We start from the raw sequence: 21,974 nt of genomic DNA on the forward strand, positions 1-21,974 counted from the left end.
GGGTTGGGGGTGGGCCTCAAACGCCCAAGGCCGTTGCTCTACGTCCGCCCGACAGGATCAGCCCTAAACCTGCGGCGCCTTGGCAAAAGGCGAGAAGTCGGTGTCCGTATCATAGACGTCCGCACCTTCGCGCGCCTTCAGCCAGCCGACCACGGCATATGTCACCGGCGTCAGCACCGCCTCCCACACCACCTTCATCAGCCAGTTGGTCACCATCACCGTCAGCACCTGGCTCGTCGTCCAGATGCCCAGGAACGCGATGGGGTAAAACAGCAGGCTGTCCACCGCCTGCCCGAACACGGTCGAGCCGATCGTGCGCGTCCACAGCATCTTGCCCCCGGTCAGCACCTTCATTTTGGCCAGCACGAAGGAATTTACGAACTCGCCCGCCCAGAAGGCCGTCACCGAGGCCAGCACGATCCGCCAGGTCGATCCGAACACGCTTTCGTAAGCCGCCTGCCCGTCCCAGCCCGGCGCGGGTGGCATTTTCACGACCACGAAGCTCATGAACGCCATGAACACCAGCGCAAAGAAGCCCATCCACACGCAGCGCCGCGCGTTGGCATAGCCATAGACCTCGGTCAGCACGTCGCCGATCACATAGGACACCGGGAAGAACAGGATGCCTGCGCCAAAGGTGAACCCGCCGACTTGCGCCAGCTTCGCCGCCCCGATCAGGTTCGACAGCAGCAGTATCGCCACGAACGAGGCCATCACATAGTCGAAATAGCGGAAATGCCGGCGCGCGCTGGTGGAGCCGTCGATTCTCGAAATCTGGGGATCGCTCATGGAGCGTGGTGCTAACCCGGTTTGCACGATCCGCAAAGCGTGCTTATGGGAAGCCGGCGCGCGCCCGTAGCTCATCTGGATAGAGCGCGAGACTTCTAATCTTGAGGCAGCAGGTTCGAGTCCTGCCGGGCGCGCCATCAACACGATCAGGTGTGTTTCCCACCTACCATAGGCGGGCTGTCTGCGTTGACAGTTGGGACTTCTGGTCCACTACGAAATCACTACCGCACAAAATCTCAATTCGGCAAAATCAATAACAAGTCTTCCCTCCTATCGATTGGACAGAAGGAGTCGGTCCCGGCAGAGGTATGAGACCGGTTTCACATTGCATGATCGCCGCTGCGAACAGGCGCGCCGGTCGATTGCAGCGTGAGAAAATACTTGCGAGGAGACGGATGCTGCCATGACAAAGCATCACATACCGAGTTTCATGACAGGGATCGCGCTGCTGCTGCCGATCACGCTCACCACGATGGCCGTCGTACTTCTTGCGCCTGTCGTACCGCAGATCATGGCAGAATTCAGTACAACCCCGGGACATGAATACCTTGTCCCAATGGTGTTGACCCTTCCGGCGCTGTGCGTGGCGCTGCTATGCCCGTTCGCTGGCATTCTCGGGGATTATTTCGGCCGCCGCAAGCTCTTGCTGGCCTCCTTCGTGATTTACGCGCTGGTCGGTCTGGCTCCAATCTTTCTGAAGGACCTGACTACCATCCTGGTGTCTCGCGTTGGCGTGGGAATTGCAGAGGCGCTGATCTACGTTCTCTCCACAACCATGATCGGCGACTATTTCAAGGGTGCCGAGCGCGACAAATGGCTTGCAGGCCAGACGGCGTTTGCCTCGATGTCCGCACTTCTGTTTTTCAATGTCGGTGGCATTCTCGGAGATTTCGGCTGGCGCACGCCGTTCTGGGTCTATTCGTCAGCTTTAGTGATGTTCGCACTTGTCTGGATCTTCACATGGGAGCCCGCAGGAGACGACGATGCGGATGAGGAAGCTGATGCCGCTCCTCACAAGCTCAGCTGGGCAGGTTTTCCGTGGGCCCGGATGGCAACGATTGTCGCCGTGACGATCTATGGCTCGGTGTTCTTCTATACCGTGCAAATTCAGGCCGCGAGCGGTCTCACCGAACTCGGATTGACCAGCGCCGCCCGAATCGGCTTCCTGACGTCTGTTGCCAGCGTCGGTGTTCCCCTCGGCACCTTCCTGTACTCCCGGATCGCTCGCATCGGTGTGGGCAAGCTTCTTCTCATCGAACTCACGCTGCTGGCTATCGGATTCATGCTGATGGGCAAGGGTGGAAACGTGACGGGATTCCTTGCCGGATGTTTCATCAACCAACTCGGTGCCGGCATGCTCCTGCCAACCCTTCTCGTATGGGCAATGAGCATCCTGCCCTTTGAATTCCGGGGCCGCGGGACCGGCTTCTGGCAGTCAGCCTTTTCGCTGGGGCAATGGCTGAGCCCGCTCGTGGTGACGTTCGTTGCCCTTCGTGCCGGCGGACTTATGGGTAGCTTCCAGGTCCTGGCTCTGTTTGCCGGTGCCGGTGCGGCAATTGCTCTTGCGTCGTTGCAAATCAGCCGGAAGGCGCAATGATGCCTGGTCGTTTAGCCAACAAGATCGCCGTCGTTACCGGTGCCGGCAACGGCATCGGCAAGGGCTGCGCCAAGATGTTCGCTGCCGAGGGTGCCAACGTGATCGGTCTCGACCTGGGCGGTGCGGACACGACGTGCGACCTGCTCGACGAGGACGCGACACGGGCGACCTTTCAGCACATCGGCCAGAAGCATGGCCGCATCGACATTCTTGTCAATGCAGCCGCCTTCGCAGTCTTCAATTGGATCGAAACCATGTCCTATCACGAATGGAAGCGGACGCTTTCAGGGGAACTGGACATCGTCTTTCTCGCGACGCGGGCCGCATGGCCGTTTCTGAAGTCCAGCGGCAAGGCGAGCGTGATCAACTTCGCAAGCGCCAATGCGCGCCATGCTCTCGATGGTTCTCCGGCCATCGCGCATTGCGCAGGCAAGGGAGGCGTTCTTGCCATGACCAGGCAACTGGCCATGGAAGGCGCGCCGCACAACATCCGCGCCAACACGATCGCACCTGGCTTCATCCAGACCGAAGCCACGCGCCGTCATATGGAGATGGACCCAGGTCTTGAAGGGGCGGTCCTCAAGAAGAACATGCTCAAGCGTCTTGGTGACCCGGAGGACATCGCCTGGTGCGCCACATGGTTGGCCAGTGATGAGGCACGCTACGTGACCGGCGCCGACTTTGCCATCGATGCGGGAGCGACTGCCTGGTAATCATTCTTGCACGAAACCTGTGTCCCCGGACAGGATCCGCACAGGGCCAAAATCCGGGGACACAAACAGATTGCTATCAACCAGGCCCAAACGCCGCCTACGAAACCCCTGTTGTCAACCAAGGGGTGTCGCTCACCACGAGCGTCATCGCGGGGGAACCGTCAGTTCGCGGCCGGCGGACAGGGGATGGCCTCGCCCACCCCCTCGATAAGTGCGCTACGGACGCTGACCGTGAATCCCTTATCTGCGCTCAGTCGAAGGGGGGAGCCCACCGCGCCCAACTTCGCACCATGCTCCGCAAAGCATGTCAGTGGGATACGCAGGGTGGCAGCCTTGCCAAGAGCCCCAAGGCTCTTGCCGACGTCCAGCTTCACGCCCGCAAAGGCAACCGTCACCGGCCCCGACCCGCGCGCATCCAGCCGCCAGTCCAGCCGCAGCGCGAAGCCGCCGTTGAGGTGCCGTTGCATATCGACCACCGGCCCGTCGAGCGCGATGTCGCCCTTGCCGCTCCAGGTGAACTGCCGTGCGTCCTCCTGCGCTGCCACATCGACCGCGCGCATGGTGACTACGCTGTCCAGGCCGAGCCGCCACGGCTCGATCACTTTCCCAGCGCGGATGAACGTGGTTTCACTCAGCAGGCTGCCCACCTCGACGCGAGGGTCCTCGTTGACCCTGGCGACGCTCGCAGGCTTTGCGTAACTGACGCCATGGCCCACCCGCCACAGCGGCTCCACCATCGGCGAGCGCGCATCGCGCGGCCAATCGAACGGCAGCGTGCCGGTGAAATCGCGCGGTGGCTTGCCGTCCTTGCGCGCGACCAGCACATCAGCCACGCCCTGCCCCTGGGAGCCCGGCTGCCACGCGGCGACGAAGGCATCGGCCACGTTCATCTCGGGTCCAACGAACATCGGACGGCCCGAAAGGAACACCGCAACCACCGGCACGCCTTGGGCCTTGAGCTGCTTCATCAGTTCCAGCTCGCCCTCGCGCGACTGGAACAGCAGGTTCGGCACATCGCCCTGAAACTCGGCATAGGGCTGTTCGCCGAACACCACGATGGCGACATCTGGCTTGACCGCGCCCTGCCCCTTGGCAATCTCGGCGGTACCGCCCGCTTCGGCCACAGCCTCGACGATCGCGCGACCGATGGTGCGGCCCTTGGGGAAGTCGGCGCCTGTCGTGTCGGTGCCCTGCCAGGTGATGGTCCAGCCGCCGGCCTGCATCGCCATGCTGTCGGCCCCCGGGCCGGTCACGAGCACCTTGGCGCCCGGCTTGATCGGCAGCGCCGAACCTTCGTTCTTGAGCAGGACGAGCGACTTGGCGACCGCTTCGCGCGCCACATCAAGATGCGCCTGGGCGCCCACTGCTGCGGGATCGCCACGCTCGACCAGCTTCGGCCCCATCAGGCCGAGCTTGTACTTCACGCGCAGGATCCGCCGCACGGCATCGTCAAGCCGCGCCATGGGAATCTTGCCCTCGCGCACCTGGCGCAGGGTGTTATCGAACAGGCCCTTCCAGCTGTCGGGCGCCATGTAGAGATCGAGGCCGGCGTTGATCGAGGCGGCGCAGTCGGTCGGCGTGCAGCCCTCGACCTGCCCGTGCCCGTTCCAGTCGCCAACCACCAGGCCCTCGAAGCCCATTCGGTTCTTGAGCACGTCGGTGAGCAGCGACCGGTTGCCGTGGTTCTTGACCCCGTTCCAGCTCGAGAAACTCGCCATGACTGTCAGCGCGCCCGCATCGATGGCGGGCGGATAGCCCTGCGCATGCAGACGGACGAGTTCGGGCTCGGCCAACTTGGCATCGCCCTGATCCTTGCCCTGTTCGGTCCCGCCATCGGCAAGGAAGTGCTTGGCACTGGCGGCCACCTTCTCGGCCGTCAGCGGCTTTCCGGCGAGAAGCGGCCCCTGCAGCCCCTCGACCATCGCCTTCGAATAGCTGGCGATCACCGCCGGGTCGCTCGAATAGCCTTCATAGGCGCGCCCCCAGCGCAGGTCCTGCGGGGCGGCAAGTGTCGGGGCGAAGGTCCATTCGATGCCCGAGCCGGCAACCTCGGCTGCAGTCGCTGCACCGATCCGCTTGATCAGTTCGGCGTCATGCGCCGCCCCAAGTCCGACGTTGTGCGGAAAGATCGTTGCGCCCGGCAGGTTCGAATGCCCGTGGACAGCATCGACACCAAACAGGATCGGCACCCCCGCCCCCGCCTTGCGCGAGGCTGCGCGGAATTCGTTCACCAGCTTGAGCCACTTGGCCGCATCGGCACGCTCGTCGCCATAAGGCCCGCTGTTGCCCCCAGCGAGGATCGACCCGAGCGGATAGCGGGCGAGGTCCTCGGGCTTGATCGAACTGATATCGCCCTGGATCACCTGGCCGACCTTCTGTTCGACCGTCAGCTGGCGGAGCAGCCGGGTGATCTCCTGCTCGGTCCGGGCATCGGTGATGGTCGACGGGCTGTGAGCAGTCGGCCAGTTCGCGGGATTGGCCACCGGGCTTTCGTGCGCTGCTACCGGCGCAGCGGCAAGCAGGAATGATAGCGCCACCACACTTGCCATGGCAGGACGCAGGCTTCCCTTCGACATCGACTTCCCCAGATGCTGTGAACGTTCTCAATCAGACGTCTCACACGTTTGCGAGTGGAAATCAACCCTTGACGAAACTGGTGTCAGGCAGTCCGTCGCAATCCGAAGAGAAGCAAGGTTGCGCAAAGGGCGAGCAACGCCAGAACCACGAAAAGCGCGCTGAAGCCGAGGCTTGGTACAAGAGCCAGCGTCAGCGCTGGCATCGCCAGCGACGGGATCGTGTTTGTCAGGTTGAACAGGCCCAGATCGCGCCCGCGCCGTGCACTGTCAGGCAAGACCCTCAGGGTGTGGGCGCTGTGCAAGGCCAGGAACGCCGAGGTCGAAAGGCCGAACAGAATGTACCCGGCAATCGCTCCGTCGCGTCCTTCGGCAAGCGCCATGATGATCAGCCCCAGCGCGGCCCCGATCGACGAGATCACCAGCGGTGAAACAGGCTGCCCGGTGCGATCCGCCCTGTCGCCCGCCACCAGCGCGACCAGCGCACCGATCACCATCGCCGTCAGCAGCACGCGGGCAATGGCGCCATCGGCAAGGCCCGGATCGACCGAGCGCAACCACAGGTAGAAGAACGCGAACAGCGAGGCTTCGGAAATCTGCACCAGCAGGCGGGCAAGCCACATGCGCGTTGCCATGCCCTTGAGAACTTTGCGTGCAACGTCGCTTCCCTCGGCCGGCCTTGCCCGGGTTTGCGCGAAGCCGTCGTCACCCAGAAGCACGAGCGGGAGGACGCACAGCGCCACGATCACGCCCACGACGGCAAAGCGCGTCTCCAGCGAGAAGGCATCGCCCAGAGTCGCCAGTGCTCCGGCAAGGGCGCCCGAGGCCGGGGCGAAAGCCAGCAGGCCGCCGAGCAGCCCCTTGCGCCCATCGGGCACCTGATCCCCGGCCCAGGCAGACAGCGGCCCCAGCATCATGTTGAGCCCGACCTGCCACAGCGCGATCACGGCGGTCAGCGAAAGCAAGGTCCCGGTACGCGGCGCAATCTGGAGCATGACGCTGGAGAGCAGGAGCCCCGCCAGCACGAAGGGGCGGCGCCTGCCCACGAGGTCGCTCGCCCAGCCAAACGCGATGTTGCACAAGCTGGCAGCAATCGCGCCCAAAAATGTCGTTGCAGCAAGCCAGCGCACGGCCTCGCTTCCCGCCAGTTCGCGCACGTGCATCGGCAACAGCAGCGTCAGGAACGGGACATAGGCAATCGTCGATCCAGCCCACGCCAACGCATAGAGCGCCAGAAAGCGGTGCTCGCGGCCTTGTCCGCCAATCACGCCCCGCAGGCCGCTGCCGGGCCGGTAGAGCCGCGAACCTCGAAGCCCATCGGCAGGATCACCGCGCCAGCAACATCTTCGCCCTTCTGCGCGGCGATCAGGCTGCGCACCGCAGTGGCTGTCGTCTCGGCAATCGGCTGATCCACGGCTGTCAGCGCGGGCCGGGTAAAGCGCACCAGCGGAGTGTTGTCGAAGCTGACCAGCGAGAGATCCGCCGGGATGGCAAGGCCCAGTTCGTCGGCGATTTCGACTGTGGCCAGCGCCATCTGGTCATTGCTGGCAATGATCGCGCTCGGCCGGTCGAGGCTGGCGAGCAAGGCGCGAGCGGCGCGCACGCCAGAGGCATAGGTGAAGTCCCCTGCCTCGAGCAGGCCCTCGGTGGGAAGACCCGCCGCGTCCATCTCGGCTTGCCATCCGTCCACGCGCTTGGCCGAAAGCCGATACTCGGAAGGCCCCGAGATGAAGCCGATGCGCTTGTGGCCAAGGCCGATCAGATGCCGGGTCGCCGTGCGTGCGCCGCCTTCGTCATCCATCGAGACCATGATGCCATCGGGCAACCCTTCCTCGTGCACTTGTGCGCCGATGCGGGCGAACGGCACGTTGTGGCGGGTCAGTGTCTCGAGAATCTGGGGATTGTCAGAGTGCGGCGGCGTGAGGATCGCGCCATCGGGCTGTAGTGCCGCAATCGCCGCGCCCAGTTCGCGCTCGACATGGTCGTTGTGGGTGTCGACCAGTTCGAAGATCAGGCGATAGCCATGTTCGGCGCATTCGAGCATGCCGCCCAGCAGCATCTGGTCGACCCAGTCGGTGCCCTGGCGCGCCCGCCAGTCGGCAATGGTGCGTTCGCGGTCGTTGAGGGCCAGGATAAGATAGGAACGCGATCCGCTCATCCGCTGTGCCGCGATCGAGGGCACATAGCCGAGCTTGTCGATCGAGGCCTGGACCTTTTCGCGCATTTCCGGCCGGACATTGGCCTCGTTGTTGATGACGCGGCTTACCGTCTGCAGCGAAACACCTGCATCAGCCGCCACGTGCTTGATGGTTACCGCCTGCCGCCTTCGCGCCATGGTAGCTCAGTTACCCCCGCTCTTCGTTCCGGCGCCCGCGTTAGCGGTTTCGCTGGGCTTTTGCCATACGCGGACCCAGTCAACCGCCATTGCCTTGGGAAAGCCTGAAGCGTTGACGCCCGTGGTGTTGCGCCCCTCTGGCAAGTGACCGCCGATGGCGAGGTTGAGGATGAGGTGGAAAGGCTTGTCGAAGGGCGCACCGGGCTTGTCAGAGCCCAGCGTGTGCCATTCGTGAGGGATGCGTCGAGCGTATTCCTTGCCGTCAACGCGCCAGACCATGCCATCCTTGTCCCATTCGACCTCGTAAGTGTGGAAGGCGGTCGGATCGGGCAGCGGCGTTTCTTCCGAGATATAGCGATTGCGCGGTGGTTGGCCGCCGAAGTGGATCGTGCCAAGCACATGGTTTTCGCGGCCACCCTCGCAGGTCTCGCAAGGTTCGCCAAGATTGACCGCCTCCATGATGTCGATTTCGCCGGAGCGCGCCCAGCCGCCATAGGCCCAGTCTTCGGGCAGCATCCAGATCGCTGGCCAGGTGCCCTGCCCCTGCGGCAGGCGGGCGCGGACTTGGATCTTGCCGTAGAGCCAGGCAGCTTTGCCTGCCGTCGACAGCCGGGCGGAAGTGAACGGCTTGTACCGCTTGGCCTCGGCCTTTTCCATGCTGTCGCGCTGATCGCGCGGGAAGGCAGGGCCGGTGAAGTCCTCGCGCTGGGCGATGATCTCCAGCACCCCGTCGCTTAATCGATGGTTGGCCTTGCGCGCGGTGTAGCACTGGCGCTCCTCGTTGCCGCCGCCCCAGCAGTCCTCGGCCAGGACCCAGCGATTGCGGTCAAGCGTGGTACCGTCGAACTCGTCGGCCCAGACGAGTTGCCAATCGGGTTGGACCGCCGCTGCGGCCAGAAGCAGAAAGCTCATGCTGCGGCCGGAACCTCGGCGCCACAATAGCGCGCAACGTAATCAACGTGCGATGGCAGCGCGGCAACGGTGCGGCTGACCTGTTCGCGCAAGCTCCCGAGCAGATGTTTCAGTTCCTCGTCACGCAGCTTGGCGGCAACCGGGTGGTGGCTTTGCGGATTGATCCCCTGCCCCATCATCACCTGCACCCACGAGTTCTCGGCAAACAGTTCTTCGTGTCTGCGGAACACGCGGCCGGTTTCGCGGAACAGCTCGATCTTGTGCTCGAGGCTGGCAGGAATCTCCATGCTGGCGCAATGCCGCCAGAACGGCGTGTCACGGCGATCGGTCGCCTTGTAGTGCAGGACGAGGAAATCGCGGATCTGCTCCATGTCCGTGAACTGCTGGTCGTTGAACTCGTCGATATCGCGCTGGCTGATGGCGCCCGCAGGCAGCATCCGCACGATGCGCAGGATGGCGCGCTGGATCAGGTGGATAGAGGTGGACTCCAGCGGCTCCATGAACCCGCCGGAAAGCCCCACGGCCACGCAATTGCGATGCCACTGCTTGCGCCGCGCCCCCGTGCGGAAGCGGATATGGTTGGGCTTGACCAGCTTCTCGCCCTCGACCGTCGAGAGCAGCTTTTCGAGCGCAGCCTCGTGGGCAAGGTAGTCACTGCAATAGACCACGCCATTGCCCTGCCGATGCTGCAGCGGAATGCGCCACTGCCAGCCAGCCTCGTGCGCGATGGCGCGGGTGTAAGGCACGGGCGGGCGCACGCTCGAGGTCTGGATGGCAATGGCGCTGTCGCAAGGCAGCCAGTGGGTCCAGTCATCATAGCCCGCTCGCAGTGCACCTTCGATCAGGAGCGCGCGAAAGCCGGTGCAGTCGATAAACAGGTCGCCCTCGATGCGGCGGTCCCCTTCGAGTACCAGCGCGGCGATGTCACCGGTTTCACCGTCAAGTTCCACGCGGGCGATCTTGCCTTCGATCCGGATGGTGCCGTCGGCTTCGGCCATGGCGCGCAGGAACTTGGCGTAGAGGCCGGAATCGAGCTGGTAGGCGTAGTTCATCCGGTCATCGGGAAGATGCGCGAACTTGCCCGCCTCGGCGGCCTTCAGCTCAAGGCAGTATTCGCCATAAGGGGCGGTGTGACCGCGCTCTTGCCCGTTGAGCCAGAAGTGCTGGAAGCCCGCCGACCAGTGGTCCTTGCCGGTACCGCCGAACGAGTGGAAGTAGTTCTCGCCCGGCACCCGCCAGTTCTCGAAATTGATGCCGAGCTTGAACGTCGCCTGCGTGGCGCGCATGAACTCGGCCTCGTTGATGCCGAGCAGGCGGTTGTAGGTGACCAGCGGCGGGATCGTGCTTTCACCGACGCCGATCGTGCCGATTTGCTCGCTCTCGACCAGCGTGACCTCGGCCACCGGGCCCAGCGTGCGGGCAAGCGCGGCGGCGGTCATCCACCCAGCGGTGCCGCCTCCGGCGATGACGATGCGGCGGGGCAGATGCGAAGCGGTCATTGGCTGAGGCTCCTCAGGATGAACTGGTGGATGCGGGCAGCGCCCTGCGCGTCGATGGGGCCCAATGCGCCCTGCCCCTCTTCGGGAATATGCGCGCGGGCCTCGTCCCCGCCCGAGAACACGTAGTATTCGAACAGGTCGCGCCACACCGCGCGGTCCCCCTCGGGCAGGTCTCGGATGGCGAGCAGGGCGTGGGTCAACGCCGTCTGCGGCTGTCCCATGTAGCGCGGGGTATCGCGCCACCAGTAATTGAGCAGGATGTTAAATGGCTCTGTCGCCTCGACATGGTGCCACCACATCGAAGGCACGAACAGCGCGTCGCCCGGTTCGAGGTCGGCCACCTGCCCGTGCCCCAGAGCTTCGGCAAAGCGCGGGTACGCCTCGAAATCGGGCGCCGCGAAATCGACCATGCTCACCGCGCGGCCCGCTGGCGTGTTGTCGATGGGGCCGAGGTAGAGATTGCGGAACTGGTTCGGCGGGAACAGCGTGAAGCGGCGACGCCCTGCCACGCAGCAGGCGAGGTTGTCGGGGAAATCGTTGTGCGCGGCGATGCGCGTTGGCGATCCGATCCACAGGCTGGTGATGGGATCGCGCGAGCCGAGATCCACCCGGTTTTCGGTATCGACGCCGTGGAAGTGCGTCGGCACGTCGATCGAGCCGAGGTAGATCACGGGGTGATCGGCGCTGCCTTCGTTGGCATCGAAACCTGAAAAGATATCCGCCAGCTTGCCGCGCGCCGTCCTGAAATTCATCTGCATGGCAGCGTCATAGAACAGCCGACCACCGCAGCCGGGGTCGGCCAGCGAGACGGTGAACGGCACGGGTCGCGCCCGTTCGACCAGATAGGCGCGAGCGGCGCGGGCAGATTCAAGGCCCGCCTGCACCAGCGGCCAATCGCGCACCAGTCCGCGCAGCACGAACGGTTCGCGCGTGCTCTGCAGCAGGGCGTCGAGGCCGCCCGGATCGTCAAGCGTCCTTTCGGCAACGGCAGGAAGCTTCGGGGCGGTCGCTTCAGCCACCGGCGACCTTGGCGTTCTTGCGCGCGACCAGATCGCCGAAGTGCGAGAGCGAGGCGATGATCATGTATATCCGCGCGAGGTGGCCGCTGGCCATGAGGTCCTGCAGCGCAGCGCCGTCCAGGGTCGAGAGCTTTTCCTCGTTGATGGTATGATAGCCGACGAGCGAGTTCTTCGCGCCATCGTCGAGCGTGACTTCCAGCGTGAAGGATTCCGCCAGTTCATAGCGATCGAGCGCGGCGAAGAAATCGGCGGATTCGCGGTGGGCGTGATCGAGGTCGCCCAGCTTGGCGGCGATGTCCTCCAGGTAAGGCGTGGGCTGGCCGCTGGCATCGAACACCCGCACACCCTCGCCCGTCCTGCTGATGCGGGGGTGGTCGAGGTCGACATGGACCTGGCCCACGCCGTCGGGCGTTGGCGCGCGACCGATCAGGAACGGGCGGGTCGCCATCGACAGCGGGCGGTAGGGCGCATCCCACCTGCCACTGCGCAGGAACAGGTTCTCGCCCGTCTCGAAGCCCAGCAGCGCCAGCGCTTCAAGCTTGCCGGTGGCAAGGTCGCGGCGCAGGACTATGGGGTAATGCGCCTGAACCGAGCGGAACTCGGCCGGGACCGTGGCACAGGCCATGACGTTGTCGCCAAGTTCGGCGCTGGCGGCAGTGTCGATGCGCAACTCGCCGTGGTCGGCGGGATTGAGGACTGCGTGATTGCTCATTTCACTGCCGCTCCGTGCATGGCGATTGGGGCTGCGGCCGCAACGGGGCGCAGGGCATCGAGATAGGTCCGGTTGGACGGCAACGCGGCAGCCAAGGCGCGCGAACGCTGGCGCACTTCGGTAAGCGCTTGCGTGGCTGTAGCGTCGGCTGCTCCGCCCGGCACAGGGAAGCCCACGCCATAGAGCACGTATTGCTGGCTGGCGGCGCAGAACAGTTCGTCCATGCGAGGGAAGTCCCACGCCGACGGCGGCTGATCGCGCCAAAGCTCCAGACACTCGGCAAGGCGCGCCGGGACTGTCGCCGGATCGCGCTGCGCCAGCCAGTAAGGCTCGGGCCGGCGGCTGAGGACGTAGTGCAGCTTGAGAAATTCGACGATGCGGTCCCAGCGGTAGCGGAACAGCTCGTTGAACCGCCCGGCGAGCAGGCCCATCGTGGCCAGGCGGCGCGGAAAGTTTTCGGCCAACGCCTTGATCGACAGTTCGATGGTGACGATGGCCGAGGCCTCGAGCGGCTCGATGAAACCGGCGGAGAGGCCCACGGCAAGGCAGTTGCCCTGCCAGAAGCGTTCACGGTGGCCCGTGGAGAACGTGAGCTTGCGCGGGCGCAGGGTCTGCAGGTCAGCGGACGGCAGCCGCGCGGCAATGTAGTTCCGCAGCACATCCTCCGCCCGCGCATCATCCATGAAGCGCGAGGAGAAGACGCAACCGATGCCGCGCCGCGTTGGCAGGGCGATGTCCCAGATCCAGCCCGCTCCATGCGCGGTACCGATGGTCTGCGAGGCAATCGGGCTGCCGGGTTCGACCGGGACCTGCACGGCAAGCGCACTGTCGTTGAAGGACACGTCGGACCGGTCCACCCACGGCACGCCGCAGTGGTCACCGATCAGGATCGCGGCAAGCCCTGAGCAATCGATGAAGAAGTCGCCGGCTATTTCGCGCCCGTCGAGCAGGCGCAGACTGGCGATATTGCCGGCCTCGTCATCGGCAATTGCAATGACTTGCGCCGAAACATGCGTCACGCCGAGCCACGTCGTCGCGTGGCGCTTGAGCAGTGCGGCGAACTTGCCGGCATCGAGATGATAACCGTAGTTCAGCGCCCCGGCATAATCGGGCATGGCCCTTTGCCGTGGTGCAAGGTTGTCCTCGCAGGCCGCAGCTTGTGGCGTCACCAGCGCTGCGAAGGACAATTCCGGTGCCTGTGCGCGCCACGCCTGCAGCATGGCAGCCATGTCGCCCGGCGGGGGCGGCGTGAACGGATGGAGGTAGCTGTCCTGCGCAGAACCATCGACCCAGCCATCGAAGCGCGAACCCTGCTTGAACGAAGCGTCGCACTCGGCAAGGAACTCGGCCTCGGGAATGCCGATGGTCGAGAGCGTTTCGCGCATCGTCGGCCAGGTGCCCTCGCCGACGCCGATTGTCGGGATGTCGGGCGCCTCGACCAGCGTGATTGCCAGCTCGGGCCGTCGCGCGGCCAGCAGGCACGCGGAGAGCCACCCTGCGGTGCCGCCTCCGACGATGACAACCTGCTTCACCGACCCGATCATCTCTCACCCGTTTCAGCCGCCGGTTGATCCGGCCAACCTGTCAGTCCTTGAAAACCCCTGCGGCCCGCACTGCCGAAGCAATACGGGCCGCCGGTTCCTCGTTACCCGAAGGTCATCCCCTCAGGCTCAGAAGGTAAACCGCGCACCGGCAGCATAGCGCGCATATCCCGGTGCCGCAAAGAACACGGTCTGGGTGTTGCGCTGGTAGCCCTTGCGGTCGGCGTTGGTGATGTTGATGCCTTCGACGAACACCGTCACGCCCTCGCGGATTTCGTACGATGCACTGGCGTCGAACTGGCCATAGGCCTTCACGTAGTACGGATCGAAGCCGTAGCCCGAGAGGAACCCATCGCGCCAGTTATAGGCAACGCGCGCCTGCAGGCCGTTCTTGTCGTAGAACAGCACGGCGTTGGCACTGTCGCTGACCCCGTTCACCGCGAACTGCGGGATGGTGTAACGCAGGGTGTTGTCGAACTTCGTGTCGCTCTTCACCACGGTGTAGTTCAGGATCGCACCGAAGCCGGTATCCCAGAAGCTGTGCTGGACCGCGAATTCCCAGCCCCACAGCTTGGCCTTCTGATCGCTGTTGGTCGGCTGCGTGGTGATGAAGTTCACAAGCGGATCGGAGGCCTGGCCGATGACGCCGGTGACGACCCCGTTGTTGTCACGAATGACCGTCGAGGGGAAGTTGGCGCCGATGTAATCGAGCAGTTGCTGCGCCGTAGCATTGGGACCCAGCGCTGCCCGCGCTGCTGCGGCATTGGCACCGGCAGCAGCGTTGGTCAGGCCGAACGCGGGCTGGTTGACCTGCGTCTGGCTGATGAAGTTCTTCACGACCTTGTGGAAGAAGCCCACCGAAACGTAGCTCGCCGGCGCGTAGTACCATTCGGCCGAGAGATCGACGTTGTTGGACTTGTAGGGCAGCAGGCCGGGGTTGCCGCTCGAGGCCGTGCTGCCTCCGATGCGGATCGGCGAAGCCAGCGTGGTGCCACCCTGCAGCGAGGCATAGTCAGGACGGGTGATCGTCTGGCTATACGATGCGCGCAGGCGGACGTTGTCGATCGGCTCCATGTCGAAGTCGATGGCCGGCAGCCAGTTCTCGTACTCGCCCTTGAGCGAGGCGGCAGCGACCTGCTGCGGATTGCCATAATCGATCGCGGTTTCGTTGCCGCCGGTCCAGATCGTGCGGACCGGGATCGGAACTTGCGCAGTGGAGTCGACCTTGGTCTTCTCGTAGCGCAGGCCGAAGCGCAGGTTAGCCGTGCCCGCGCCCAGATCGAACGAGTGCTTGGTCTGCAGGTACGGCGCCCAGGTCCGTTCGCGGACGGTGCGGTCGGTCGTGTACTTGGCAATGCAGGTGCCGGCAGTGACGGCGGTGCTGCAGATCCCGATCTTGCTGTCGAGCAGACGGATCAGACCGTCCGTGTCGATGTTGAAGTAGTTCGGGATGATCGAGCCATCGTTTGAGCCCGACATGCCCGCCAAGTCCTTCGGCAGGTCACGGATCTGGTAGAGGTCGTCCGGGGTTTCGGCTGCGGAAAGCGTGCCGCCCCAGGTATCGTTCTGGATAACGCCGAATGCAGAGCGCACCTTGTTCTCGGTGTAGGTGACGCCGAAGTCGAGGCTGTCGATGAACGAGGCGTCGAAATCCCAACCGCCGCGGAAAGTGACTTCGTTGATCTCGTCACGCATGTAGGCGGTGCGGAAGGCGTTGCCGGCAGGGCGGATGTTCGAGGCCTTGATCTCGGCCCCCGGATACATCTGAACGCTGATGACGGGCATGTCGGAGGTGTAATCGACCTTCTGCGACTTCACGCCGAAGATCGCGCTACCGACGGCAATGCCCGAACCATAAGGCTTAGTCGGCTTGCTTTCGGCGGTCGAGTGGTGACCATCGAGTTCGAGGCGCAGGCCGCCGGGGCCATCCCACTTGAGGTTGCCGCCGATCGACTGGTTGCGCGAGCGGTTGGCCGCGACTGCGCCGGTGATGGCGAGGTCCTTGTCGGTGCCACCGAAGTTCTCGGCATAGAAGTTCGGGCCAGCTGCCGGACCATCGGTCCAGCTGCTCGAGGTGTCGCCGTGGTTGAACCAGACGCCGATCGAGTTGGTGCGGGCGTCGATGGTGTTCTGCGAGAAGGTGTAGTCGACGGTCGCAGTCAGCGTATCGGTCGGCTTGACCTGCACCACGGCCTGACCGTTGATGCGCTTGCGGCGGAACGTGGTAAAATCGTAGCCCGCGTTCTGCGTGACCTGATAGATGTCGTTCGGGCCGGGGCGGTTCTGGATGTTGGCAGCGCCCGGCGTGCCCGGCTGTGCCAGCGAACCCCAGTTGTTTTCCGAGCCGAGATAGCCTTCGCGCCAGCCCGCGTTGAACTGCGCCTGGCTGGCCTTGCGATCCTGGTAGGAACCGGTCAGCAGAACGCCGATGCGGCCATCAGCAAAGGTATCGCTGATGATGCCCGAGACTTCAGGCGTGATGCTGGTGCCATCGAACAGCGAGGTGTCATAGACCGCCTTGGCGCCGATGCTGCCGTGGAAGCCTGGACGTTCGAGCGGCTTGGCGGTCTTGATGTTGATGACCGAACCGATACCGCCAGTGGCGAGCGAAGCGCGGCCCGACTTGTAGACTTCGACGCCGGCAATGCCTTCGGAGGCGAGGTTGGCGAAATCGAACGAGCGCGAGGCCGGGGCGCCGCTGCTGCCGCCGAGGCTGGAAGCGGGCATCTGGCGGCCGTTGAGCAGGACGAGGTTGAAGTCCGGACCGAAGCCGCGAACGGTCACGGTCGAACCTTCACCGCTGTTGCGGTCGATCGAAACGCCGGTGATGCGCTGCAGCGACTCGGCAAGGTTGGTATCGGGGAACTTGCCGATGTCTTCGGCCGAGATCGCGTCGACCACGCCCTGCGCGCTGCGCTTGATGTCGAGTGCCTTCGACAGCGAGGCGCGGATGCCGGTGACGACGATGGCTTCGCCTTCTTCAGCGGGAGCAGCAGCATCCTGCGGCGCTTCCTGCGCGTGGACGGCCTGTCCTGCAAGTGCGAGTGCAAGGGCACCCATGCTGGCTGCACGAACGGCAGCGGAACGTGTCATGGAAACCTTCATGATCCTCCCCTTTTACAACCTCGGCACTGCCACGCGAAATGCTCGCCATCAGCGCTCTTGTGAACGTTCACCTAAATGAGAACGTTCACGCGGTCAAGGGCCTTCGCCGACAATAGCCGGAAAACCTAGTTCTTTTGGGCAATCCAGGCAGGCACTTGCGCGAAACCTGCGCAAATCCGTTTGGTGGTGCGCTGCTCTTGGCATAGCGTTTTGCCCAAGCGGCGGCGTCAATGGTGCCTTCTCTCCTGCCAGCCGCGTCAGGGATTTTCACCCATGCGCGACCATGACCTTCGAAGCAGGGCCGTTGGCGAGATGCACTTGCGGCGCTGGCCGCCCCTGCCGGTCCCTTGCCATATCGTGCAGTGGGTCCTTGCGATCGACGACAGCGAGCGTGCCGATGAACTGTCCGCGATTGAGGCCTTGACGGCGAGCAACGACAGCGTCGGCAACCCGACGCACCGCGAAGGCCGGATCAACCAAAGGGTCACCTTCACCTGGGAACGCCAGAGCGAAGGCAGCAGCCTGACGCTGTTTTGCGCGCCTTGCGATGATGAAGGCTTTCTCGAACCGGCGACGGACGTTGAGCTATCGGCCGCAATCGCCTGGGCACGCACTCTGCCTGGCCAGATCGTGCGCAGCACGCGCGTGTGGCTGGCGCAGAGCGATGCCGACGTCGAGCGGGTTCTCGATCGCCATCCGATTAATCGCGATGAACTTGTTTCCAGCACACTGGGCGGCGGCATCCGCATATGGTCGGACTTCAGGCTGAAGGATGACGGCTTCGGGCGATTGCTTGCAGCGGCCAACGGCATTGACCGGCGCGATCTCACCCGACAGATCCAGCGTCTTCAGGAACTGGGCAACTATCGCAACAAGGCGCTGCTCGGCCTGCCGGTCGCCCGCGAATGCTGGCCCAAGCTTGATGCTGCCGAAGAACGCCTGAGCGATCTTGCCAACCGTATCGCAGATAGCGACGCACGCGACGACAGCCTGCTGGAGGAACTGTCGCGCCTTGCGCTCGATCTTGCCTCTGTCGCGACTGCTATTTCGTTCCGCATGGACGCCACCCGCGCCTACGGTCAGATCGTCGAGGAACGTCTGGAACAACTCGATGTGCGGCCGGTCGGAGGGTACGCCTCGCTGGTTGATTTCACCCAGCGCCGTTTCCGCCCGGCCATGAATACCTGCATCGCCACCAGCGAGAGGATCGAACGCATCGGTGAGCGTACCGAGCAACTGACTTCGCTGCTGCGTGCGCGGATCGATACGCGGATCGAGAACCAGAATGCAGAGCTTCTGCGATCGATGGAGCAGTCGATCTCGATGCAGGCACGTTTGCAGCAGCTGGTCGAAGGCCTCTCGGCGGTCGCGCTAAGCTACTACGTCCTCGGCCTCATCAAGTACGCACTCTATGCTGTGCCAGACAGCGCATTGGGGGTTTCGGACGAGTTCGTGATCGGTCTTCTTGTCCTGCCGATGGTGCTGGGCGTGTGGTGGACGATGCACACCCTCAAGGACCGACTGATCAAGACTTCAGATCAGCAATAATTCCGCTTGTCCTGACGGCCATATGTGTCCACACTTCTGGACAGATGGCGCGCTTCCCCTTCTCTGCGATCGTCGGTCAGGACGAAATGAAGCTCGCGCTCCTGATCGCAGCGGTCGATCCCTCCATCGGCGGAGTGATGGTTTTCGGCGACCGTGGAACAGGCAAGTCCACCGCCGCCCGCGCACTGGCCAGCCTGTTGCCGCCGATCATGGTCATGGACGGCTGCCGCTATGGCTGCTCGCCCGAAGCGCCGCATAGCTGCCCCGGCCCGTGCGAATCCAACAAGGCCAGCAAGCGGCCGGTGCCGTTCGTCGATCTGCCACTGGGCGCCACGGAAGACCGCGTGCTGGGCTCGCTCGATCTGGAAAGGGCACTGCGCACCGGGGAAAAGACGTTCGAACCCGGCTTGCTGGCGCGTGCGCATCGCGGGTTCCTCTACATCGACGAGATCAACCTGCTCGAAGACCACCTGGTCGACCTGCTGCTCGACGTGTCCGCCTCGGGCGAGAACGTGGTTGAGCGCGAGGGTCTGTCGGTGCGCCACAAGGCCAAGTTCGTGCTGATCGGCAGCGGCAACCCGGAAGAAGGCGAACTGCGTCCGCAACTGCTCGACAGATTCGGTCTTTCGGTCGAAGTACGCACCCCGCGCGAGATCGAAAACCGCGTCGAGATCATGCGCCGCTGCGCCTCGCACGATGCCGACAGCGAGGCTTTTGCCGCACAGTGGGCCGAGGAGGACGAGAAAGTCCTGCAGCAGATTGCGCGCGGGCAGAAGAAGCTGGCGAAGATCGAGGTTCCGGACGGCGTACTCGTCGACGCGGCGGGAATTTGCAGCGCCGTGGGCGTTGACGGCCTGCGCGGCGAACTGACCCTGATGCGCGCCGCGCGCGCCTTTGCCGCGCTGAAGGGGGCAAAGGTGGTCAAGCGCGATCACCTGCTTCACGTTGCGCCGATGGCCTTGCGCCACCGCCTGCGCCGCGACGTGCTAGACGAAAGCGGATCGACCGCACGGATTGATCGCGCGATCGCCGAACACTTCAGATGACCGAGGCACTGGCAGATGCGCTCCTGGCAGCGCGCCTGCTGGCCGCAGACCGCAAACTTGGCGGCATCGTCCTGCGCGGCGGCGGACCGGCGCGCGATCTCGTCTTGCAAGCGCTGCGAGGATTGCTTCCGGCGGACACGCCCTTCCGCCGCCTGCCCGGTCATATCGACGAGGACCGGCTGATCGGGGGCACCGACATTGCTGCCAGCCTCGCCAACGGCACGCTCATAAGGCAACGGGGCCTTCTGGCTGAGGTGGCAGGCGGCGTGTTGGTCGTTCCCATGGCCGAGCGTTTGCGCTCGGACACTGCTGGCCGGGTAGCGCAGGCGCTCGACAACGAAGGCGCCTTCCTGCTCATCCTGCTCGACGACGGCGAAGGCCCGGACGAGCGGCCACCGCTCGCCCTGATGGAACGGGTCGCTTTCGACCTCAGCCTGCAAGACGTGCGCGCGGCGGACCTCCACTGCGAAATGCCCGAGCCGGGCGCTCTCGGGGCCGCACCATCGCTCGATAGCGAAGCACTCTCGGCCCTTGCCGCCACCGCAACGGCGCTGGGTATCGCGTCGATCAGGCCGCTCCTGCAGGCAGCGGCCGTTGCCCGGGCGCACGCGGTGCTTGGCGGCCGGGACACGGTTCACCGCGCCGACCTTGAAGCCGCGACGCGCCTCGTCCTTGCCCCGCGCGCGACACAGCTGCCGCCGGAGCCTGAAGCGCCCGCTCCTCCAGAACCCGAGCATGAGCCCGTAGAGGCAGAGCGGCCGGACAATGACGAAGATGACGACGACAGCGCGCCCGACATTCCCGAAGACCTGCTGATCGAAGCGGCCCGCGCCATGATCCCGCCTGATGTGCTGGAACTGATCGCCTCGGGCCGCGCCCAGCGGTCTGCGCGTGGCGGAGGCGCCGGACGCCGAACCGGTTCAGCACTGCGCGGCAAGCCCTTGGGTGCGCGGCCCGGCATGCCCGGCGGCGGTGTGCGCATGGCGCTGGTCGATACCTTACGCGCGGCCATACCGTGGCAGCCCCTGCGCAGGCGCGATCCGGCTCCCGAAGGCGCAGGTCCGATCCGCTTCCGCCGGGACGACCTGCGGGTCCGCCGCTTCGAAGAGCGCGCCACCACGGTCACGATCTTCGCGGTGGACGCATCGGGCTCGGCGGCACTCGCCCGCCTGTCGGAAGCCAAGGGCGCGGTCGAATTGATCCTCGCCCAGGCTTATGTGAAGCGAGCCGAAGTTGCGCTGGTCGCCTTCCGCGGCACCGATGCCGACCTGCTGCTGCCCCCCACCCGCTCGCTCACCCGCGCCAAGCGCGCCCTTGCCGAACTGCCCGGTGGCGGCGGCACCCCGCTTGCCCGAGGCATTGCCCTTGCCCGGCAGCTTGCCGATGCCGTGATGAGCCGGGGCCGCACACCGTTCCTCGTGTTCCTCACCGACGGCAGCGCGAATGTCGCCGCAGACGGTACATCCGGCCGCGCCCAGGCCAACGCCGACGCGCTGACGGCCGCCAAGGGAATTGCCGGCGCCGGCCTTGATGCCGTGGTGATCGACATCTCCCCTCGCCCTCGGCCCGAAGCTGCCCGCATCGCCGAAGCGATGCGGGCGCGTTACCTGCCGCTGCCCTTCGCCGATGCCAAGGCGCTCAAGGCGGCGGTGACGCTGGCGGCCGAGCCGCAGAATAAACGCGCATGAGGGGGCCGCGCTGGGAGGTCGAAGGGCGCAACTGGCCGAACCGCGAGGGAAGCCGCTTCGTGGAGACGCCGGGGCTCAAGTGGCACGTTCAGGTGGCGGGCGATGGGCCGGCGATCCTGCTGCTCCACGGCACCGGCGCGGCAACGCACAGCTGGCGTGACGTGCTGCCACTGCTGGCGCAGGACTTCACCGTGATTGCCCCTGACCTGCCCGGCCACGGCTATACCAAGGGCCGCCCGCGACAGGGCCTGACGTTGCTTGGCATGGCGAGTGCCGTGATCGCCCTGCTCGATACCCTTGGCCAGAGGCCGTCGCTGATCGTCGGCCACTCGGCCGGCGCGGCCATTGCGATCCAGACCGTCCATCTGCAGGGCGCGGCCATGCCCCTGATCGGCTTCAATCCCGCCCTGATGCCCTTCCCCGGCCTTGCCGCCAAGCTGTTCCCGTCGCTGGCAAGGATGCTGTTCGTGAACCCCTTCGTCCCGCGGATGCTGGCCGGCATTGCCCGCATTCCGGGCGAGACCGGGCGCTTTCTGCGCCGCGCCACCGGCTCTGCCATCGATGTGCGGGGGATCGCTGCCTACGAGGCATTGATGGGCAACCATCACCACTGTGGCGGGGCAATGGAAATGATGGCCAGTTGGGACCTCGACGCGCTCAGCCGCCTGCTACCGCAGTTGAGAAGCCGCGTGCTGCTCGTACATTCCAGCGGCGACACAGCCGTGCCGCTGTCGTCGGTCGAACAAGCCGCGAGGTTGATACCCGATTGCCGTCTGGAAGTGCTGCCGGGGCTTGGGCATCTTGCGCATGAAGAGCGCCCCGGGAAGGCCGCTGAACTGATCCGCACGTTCGCCGCCGCAAGCGCGAGTGACGAAAGCAAGGGAGAGCCAGGATGAA

General features: G+C 64.8%; 16 protein-coding genes and 1 tRNA gene. 7 read left to right on the forward strand and 10 right to left on the reverse strand.

Annotated features, from left to right (window positions below):
* Nucleotides 1-63: 63 nt before the first annotated feature.
* Nucleotides 64-789 carry a queuosine precursor transporter gene (locus AX703_RS23480; protein WP_062347644.1) on the reverse strand — a complete coding sequence of 242 codons (726 nt, stop codon included), beginning with the start codon at nt 787-789 and terminating at the stop codon, nt 64-66.
* A gap of 60 nt (nt 790-849) precedes the next feature.
* Here AX703_RS23480 and AX703_RS23485 point away from each other — a divergent pair.
* The 3 genes from AX703_RS23485 to AX703_RS23495 all read left to right on the forward strand — a co-directional run bounded on the left by AX703_RS23485 (nt 850) and on the right by AX703_RS23495 (nt 3,099).
* Nucleotides 850-926 (forward strand) — tRNA-Arg (locus AX703_RS23485).
* A 266-nt stretch (nt 927-1,192) separates the two neighbouring features.
* A complete protein-coding gene (locus AX703_RS23490; RefSeq protein WP_082734772.1) occupies nt 1,193-2,386 on the forward strand; it encodes an MFS transporter in 1,194 nt (397 codons plus the stop codon).
* Nucleotides 2,386-3,099, forward strand: a complete 714-nt coding sequence (locus AX703_RS23495) for an SDR family NAD(P)-dependent oxidoreductase (protein WP_039336696.1) — start codon at nt 2,386-2,388, stop codon at nt 3,097-3,099. The genes AX703_RS23490 and AX703_RS23495 overlap by 1 nt, the downstream gene beginning before the upstream one ends.
* Before the next feature lie 161 nt (nt 3,100-3,260).
* Here the strand turns inward: AX703_RS23495 and AX703_RS23500 are convergent, their stop codons facing one another.
* From AX703_RS23500 to AX703_RS23540, 9 genes are all read right to left on the reverse strand, one after another.
* A complete protein-coding gene (locus AX703_RS23500; RefSeq protein ID WP_156452190.1) occupies nt 3,261-5,675 on the reverse strand; it encodes a glycoside hydrolase family 3 protein in 2,415 nt (804 codons plus the stop codon).
* A gap of 83 nt (nt 5,676-5,758) precedes the next feature.
* Nucleotides 5,759-6,940 carry an MFS transporter gene (locus AX703_RS23505; protein WP_231735673.1) on the reverse strand — a complete coding sequence of 394 codons (1,182 nt, stop codon included), beginning with the start codon at nt 6,938-6,940 and terminating at the stop codon, nt 5,759-5,761.
* On the reverse strand, nt 6,937-8,007 hold the full coding sequence (locus AX703_RS23510) for a LacI family DNA-binding transcriptional regulator (protein ID WP_062347650.1): 1,071 nt from the start codon (nt 8,005-8,007) through the stop codon (nt 6,937-6,939). Before AX703_RS23510 ends, AX703_RS23505 begins: the two co-directional genes overlap by 4 nt.
* 6 nt (nt 8,008-8,013) lie before the next feature.
* Complete coding sequence (locus tag AX703_RS23515; protein WP_062347652.1) at nt 8,014-8,919, reverse strand: family 16 glycosylhydrolase; 906 nt, start codon at nt 8,917-8,919, stop codon at nt 8,014-8,016.
* Nucleotides 8,916-10,418 carry a tryptophan halogenase family protein gene (locus AX703_RS23520; RefSeq protein ID WP_062347654.1) on the reverse strand — a complete coding sequence of 501 codons (1,503 nt, stop codon included), beginning with the start codon at nt 10,416-10,418 and terminating at the stop codon, nt 8,916-8,918. The genes AX703_RS23515 and AX703_RS23520 overlap by 4 nt, the downstream gene beginning before the upstream one ends.
* Nucleotides 10,415-11,437, reverse strand: a complete 1,023-nt coding sequence (locus tag AX703_RS23525; protein WP_062347656.1) for a cupin-like domain-containing protein — start codon at nt 11,435-11,437, stop codon at nt 10,415-10,417. The genes AX703_RS23520 and AX703_RS23525 overlap by 4 nt, the downstream gene beginning before the upstream one ends.
* A complete protein-coding gene (locus AX703_RS23530; protein WP_062347658.1) occupies nt 11,430-12,149 on the reverse strand; it encodes a SapC family protein in 720 nt (239 codons plus the stop codon). Before AX703_RS23530 ends, AX703_RS23525 begins: the two co-directional genes overlap by 8 nt.
* The gene (locus tag AX703_RS23535; RefSeq protein ID WP_062347660.1) at nt 12,146-13,693 is read right to left on the reverse strand and encodes a tryptophan halogenase family protein; all 1,548 of its coding nucleotides are present in this window, start codon (nt 13,691-13,693) and stop codon (nt 12,146-12,148) included. The genes AX703_RS23530 and AX703_RS23535 overlap by 4 nt, the downstream gene beginning before the upstream one ends.
* A 126-nt stretch (nt 13,694-13,819) precedes the next feature.
* Nucleotides 13,820-16,783: a TonB-dependent receptor gene (locus tag AX703_RS23540; RefSeq protein ID WP_231735674.1), complete on the reverse strand. Its 2,964-nt coding sequence runs from the start codon at nt 16,781-16,783 to the stop codon at nt 13,820-13,822.
* 285 nt (nt 16,784-17,068) lie between these two features.
* Between AX703_RS23540 and AX703_RS23545 the strand changes: the two genes are divergently transcribed.
* Genes AX703_RS23545 through bchO form a run of 4 tightly spaced genes read left to right on the forward strand, consistent with a single transcriptional unit; the run spans nt 17,069 to nt 21,973 of the window.
* Complete coding sequence (locus AX703_RS23545) at nt 17,069-18,343, forward strand: DUF3422 domain-containing protein (protein ID WP_062347664.1); 1,275 nt, start codon at nt 17,069-17,071, stop codon at nt 18,341-18,343.
* A gap of 44 nt (nt 18,344-18,387) precedes the next feature.
* Nucleotides 18,388-19,389: a magnesium chelatase ATPase subunit I gene (gene bchI, locus AX703_RS23550; protein WP_039336629.1), complete on the forward strand. Its 1,002-nt coding sequence runs from the start codon at nt 18,388-18,390 to the stop codon at nt 19,387-19,389.
* A complete protein-coding gene (locus AX703_RS23555; protein WP_062347667.1) occupies nt 19,386-21,077 on the forward strand; it encodes a magnesium chelatase subunit D in 1,692 nt (563 codons plus the stop codon). Before bchI ends, AX703_RS23555 begins: the two co-directional genes overlap by 4 nt.
* Nucleotides 21,074-21,973, forward strand: coding sequence for an alpha/beta fold hydrolase BchO (gene bchO / locus AX703_RS23560; protein ID WP_062347669.1), 900 nt, complete (start codon nt 21,074-21,076; stop codon nt 21,971-21,973). Before AX703_RS23555 ends, bchO begins: the two co-directional genes overlap by 4 nt.
* Nucleotide 21,974: the final 1 nt, after the last annotated feature.

The sequence above is a fragment of the Novosphingobium sp. CCH12-A3 genome (genome assembly GCF_001556015.1).
Taxonomy (GTDB): Bacteria; Pseudomonadota; Alphaproteobacteria; order Sphingomonadales; family Sphingomonadaceae; genus Novosphingobium; species Novosphingobium subterraneum.

What these genes read in the sequence shown, in the direction of transcription:
- AX703_RS23480 (WP_062347644.1), bottom strand. Translation starts at nt 789, where the DNA reads ATGAGCGATCCCCAGATTTCGAGAATCGACGGCTCCACCAGCGCGCGC.
- AX703_RS23490 (WP_082734772.1), top strand. Translation starts at nt 1,193, where the DNA reads ATGACAAAGCATCACATACCGAGTTTCATGACAGGGATCGCGCTGCTG.
- AX703_RS23495 (WP_039336696.1), top strand. Translation starts at nt 2,386, where the DNA reads ATGCCTGGTCGTTTAGCCAACAAGATCGCCGTCGTTACCGGTGCCGGC.
- AX703_RS23500 (WP_156452190.1), bottom strand. Translation starts at nt 5,675, where the DNA reads ATGTCGAAGGGAAGCCTGCGTCCTGCCATGGCAAGTGTGGTGGCGCTA.
- AX703_RS23510 (WP_062347650.1), bottom strand. Translation starts at nt 8,007, where the DNA reads ATGGCGCGAAGGCGGCAGGCGGTAACCATCAAGCACGTGGCGGCTGAT.
- AX703_RS23515 (WP_062347652.1), bottom strand. Translation starts at nt 8,919, where the DNA reads ATGAGCTTTCTGCTTCTGGCCGCAGCGGCGGTCCAACCCGATTGGCAA.
- AX703_RS23520 (WP_062347654.1), bottom strand. Translation starts at nt 10,418, where the DNA reads ATGACCGCTTCGCATCTGCCCCGCCGCATCGTCATCGCCGGAGGCGGC.
- AX703_RS23530 (WP_062347658.1), bottom strand. Translation starts at nt 12,149, where the DNA reads ATGAGCAATCACGCAGTCCTCAATCCCGCCGACCACGGCGAGTTGCGC.
- AX703_RS23535 (WP_062347660.1), bottom strand. Translation starts at nt 13,693, where the DNA reads ATGATCGGGTCGGTGAAGCAGGTTGTCATCGTCGGAGGCGGCACCGCA.
- AX703_RS23540 (WP_231735674.1), bottom strand. Translation starts at nt 16,783, where the DNA reads ATGACACGTTCCGCTGCCGTTCGTGCAGCCAGCATGGGTGCCCTTGCA.
- AX703_RS23545 (WP_062347664.1), top strand. Translation starts at nt 17,069, where the DNA reads ATGCGCGACCATGACCTTCGAAGCAGGGCCGTTGGCGAGATGCACTTG.
- bchI (WP_039336629.1), top strand. Translation starts at nt 18,388, where the DNA reads ATGGCGCGCTTCCCCTTCTCTGCGATCGTCGGTCAGGACGAAATGAAG.
- AX703_RS23555 (WP_062347667.1), top strand. Translation starts at nt 19,386, where the DNA reads ATGACCGAGGCACTGGCAGATGCGCTCCTGGCAGCGCGCCTGCTGGCC.
- bchO (WP_062347669.1), top strand. Translation starts at nt 21,074, where the DNA reads ATGAGGGGGCCGCGCTGGGAGGTCGAAGGGCGCAACTGGCCGAACCGC.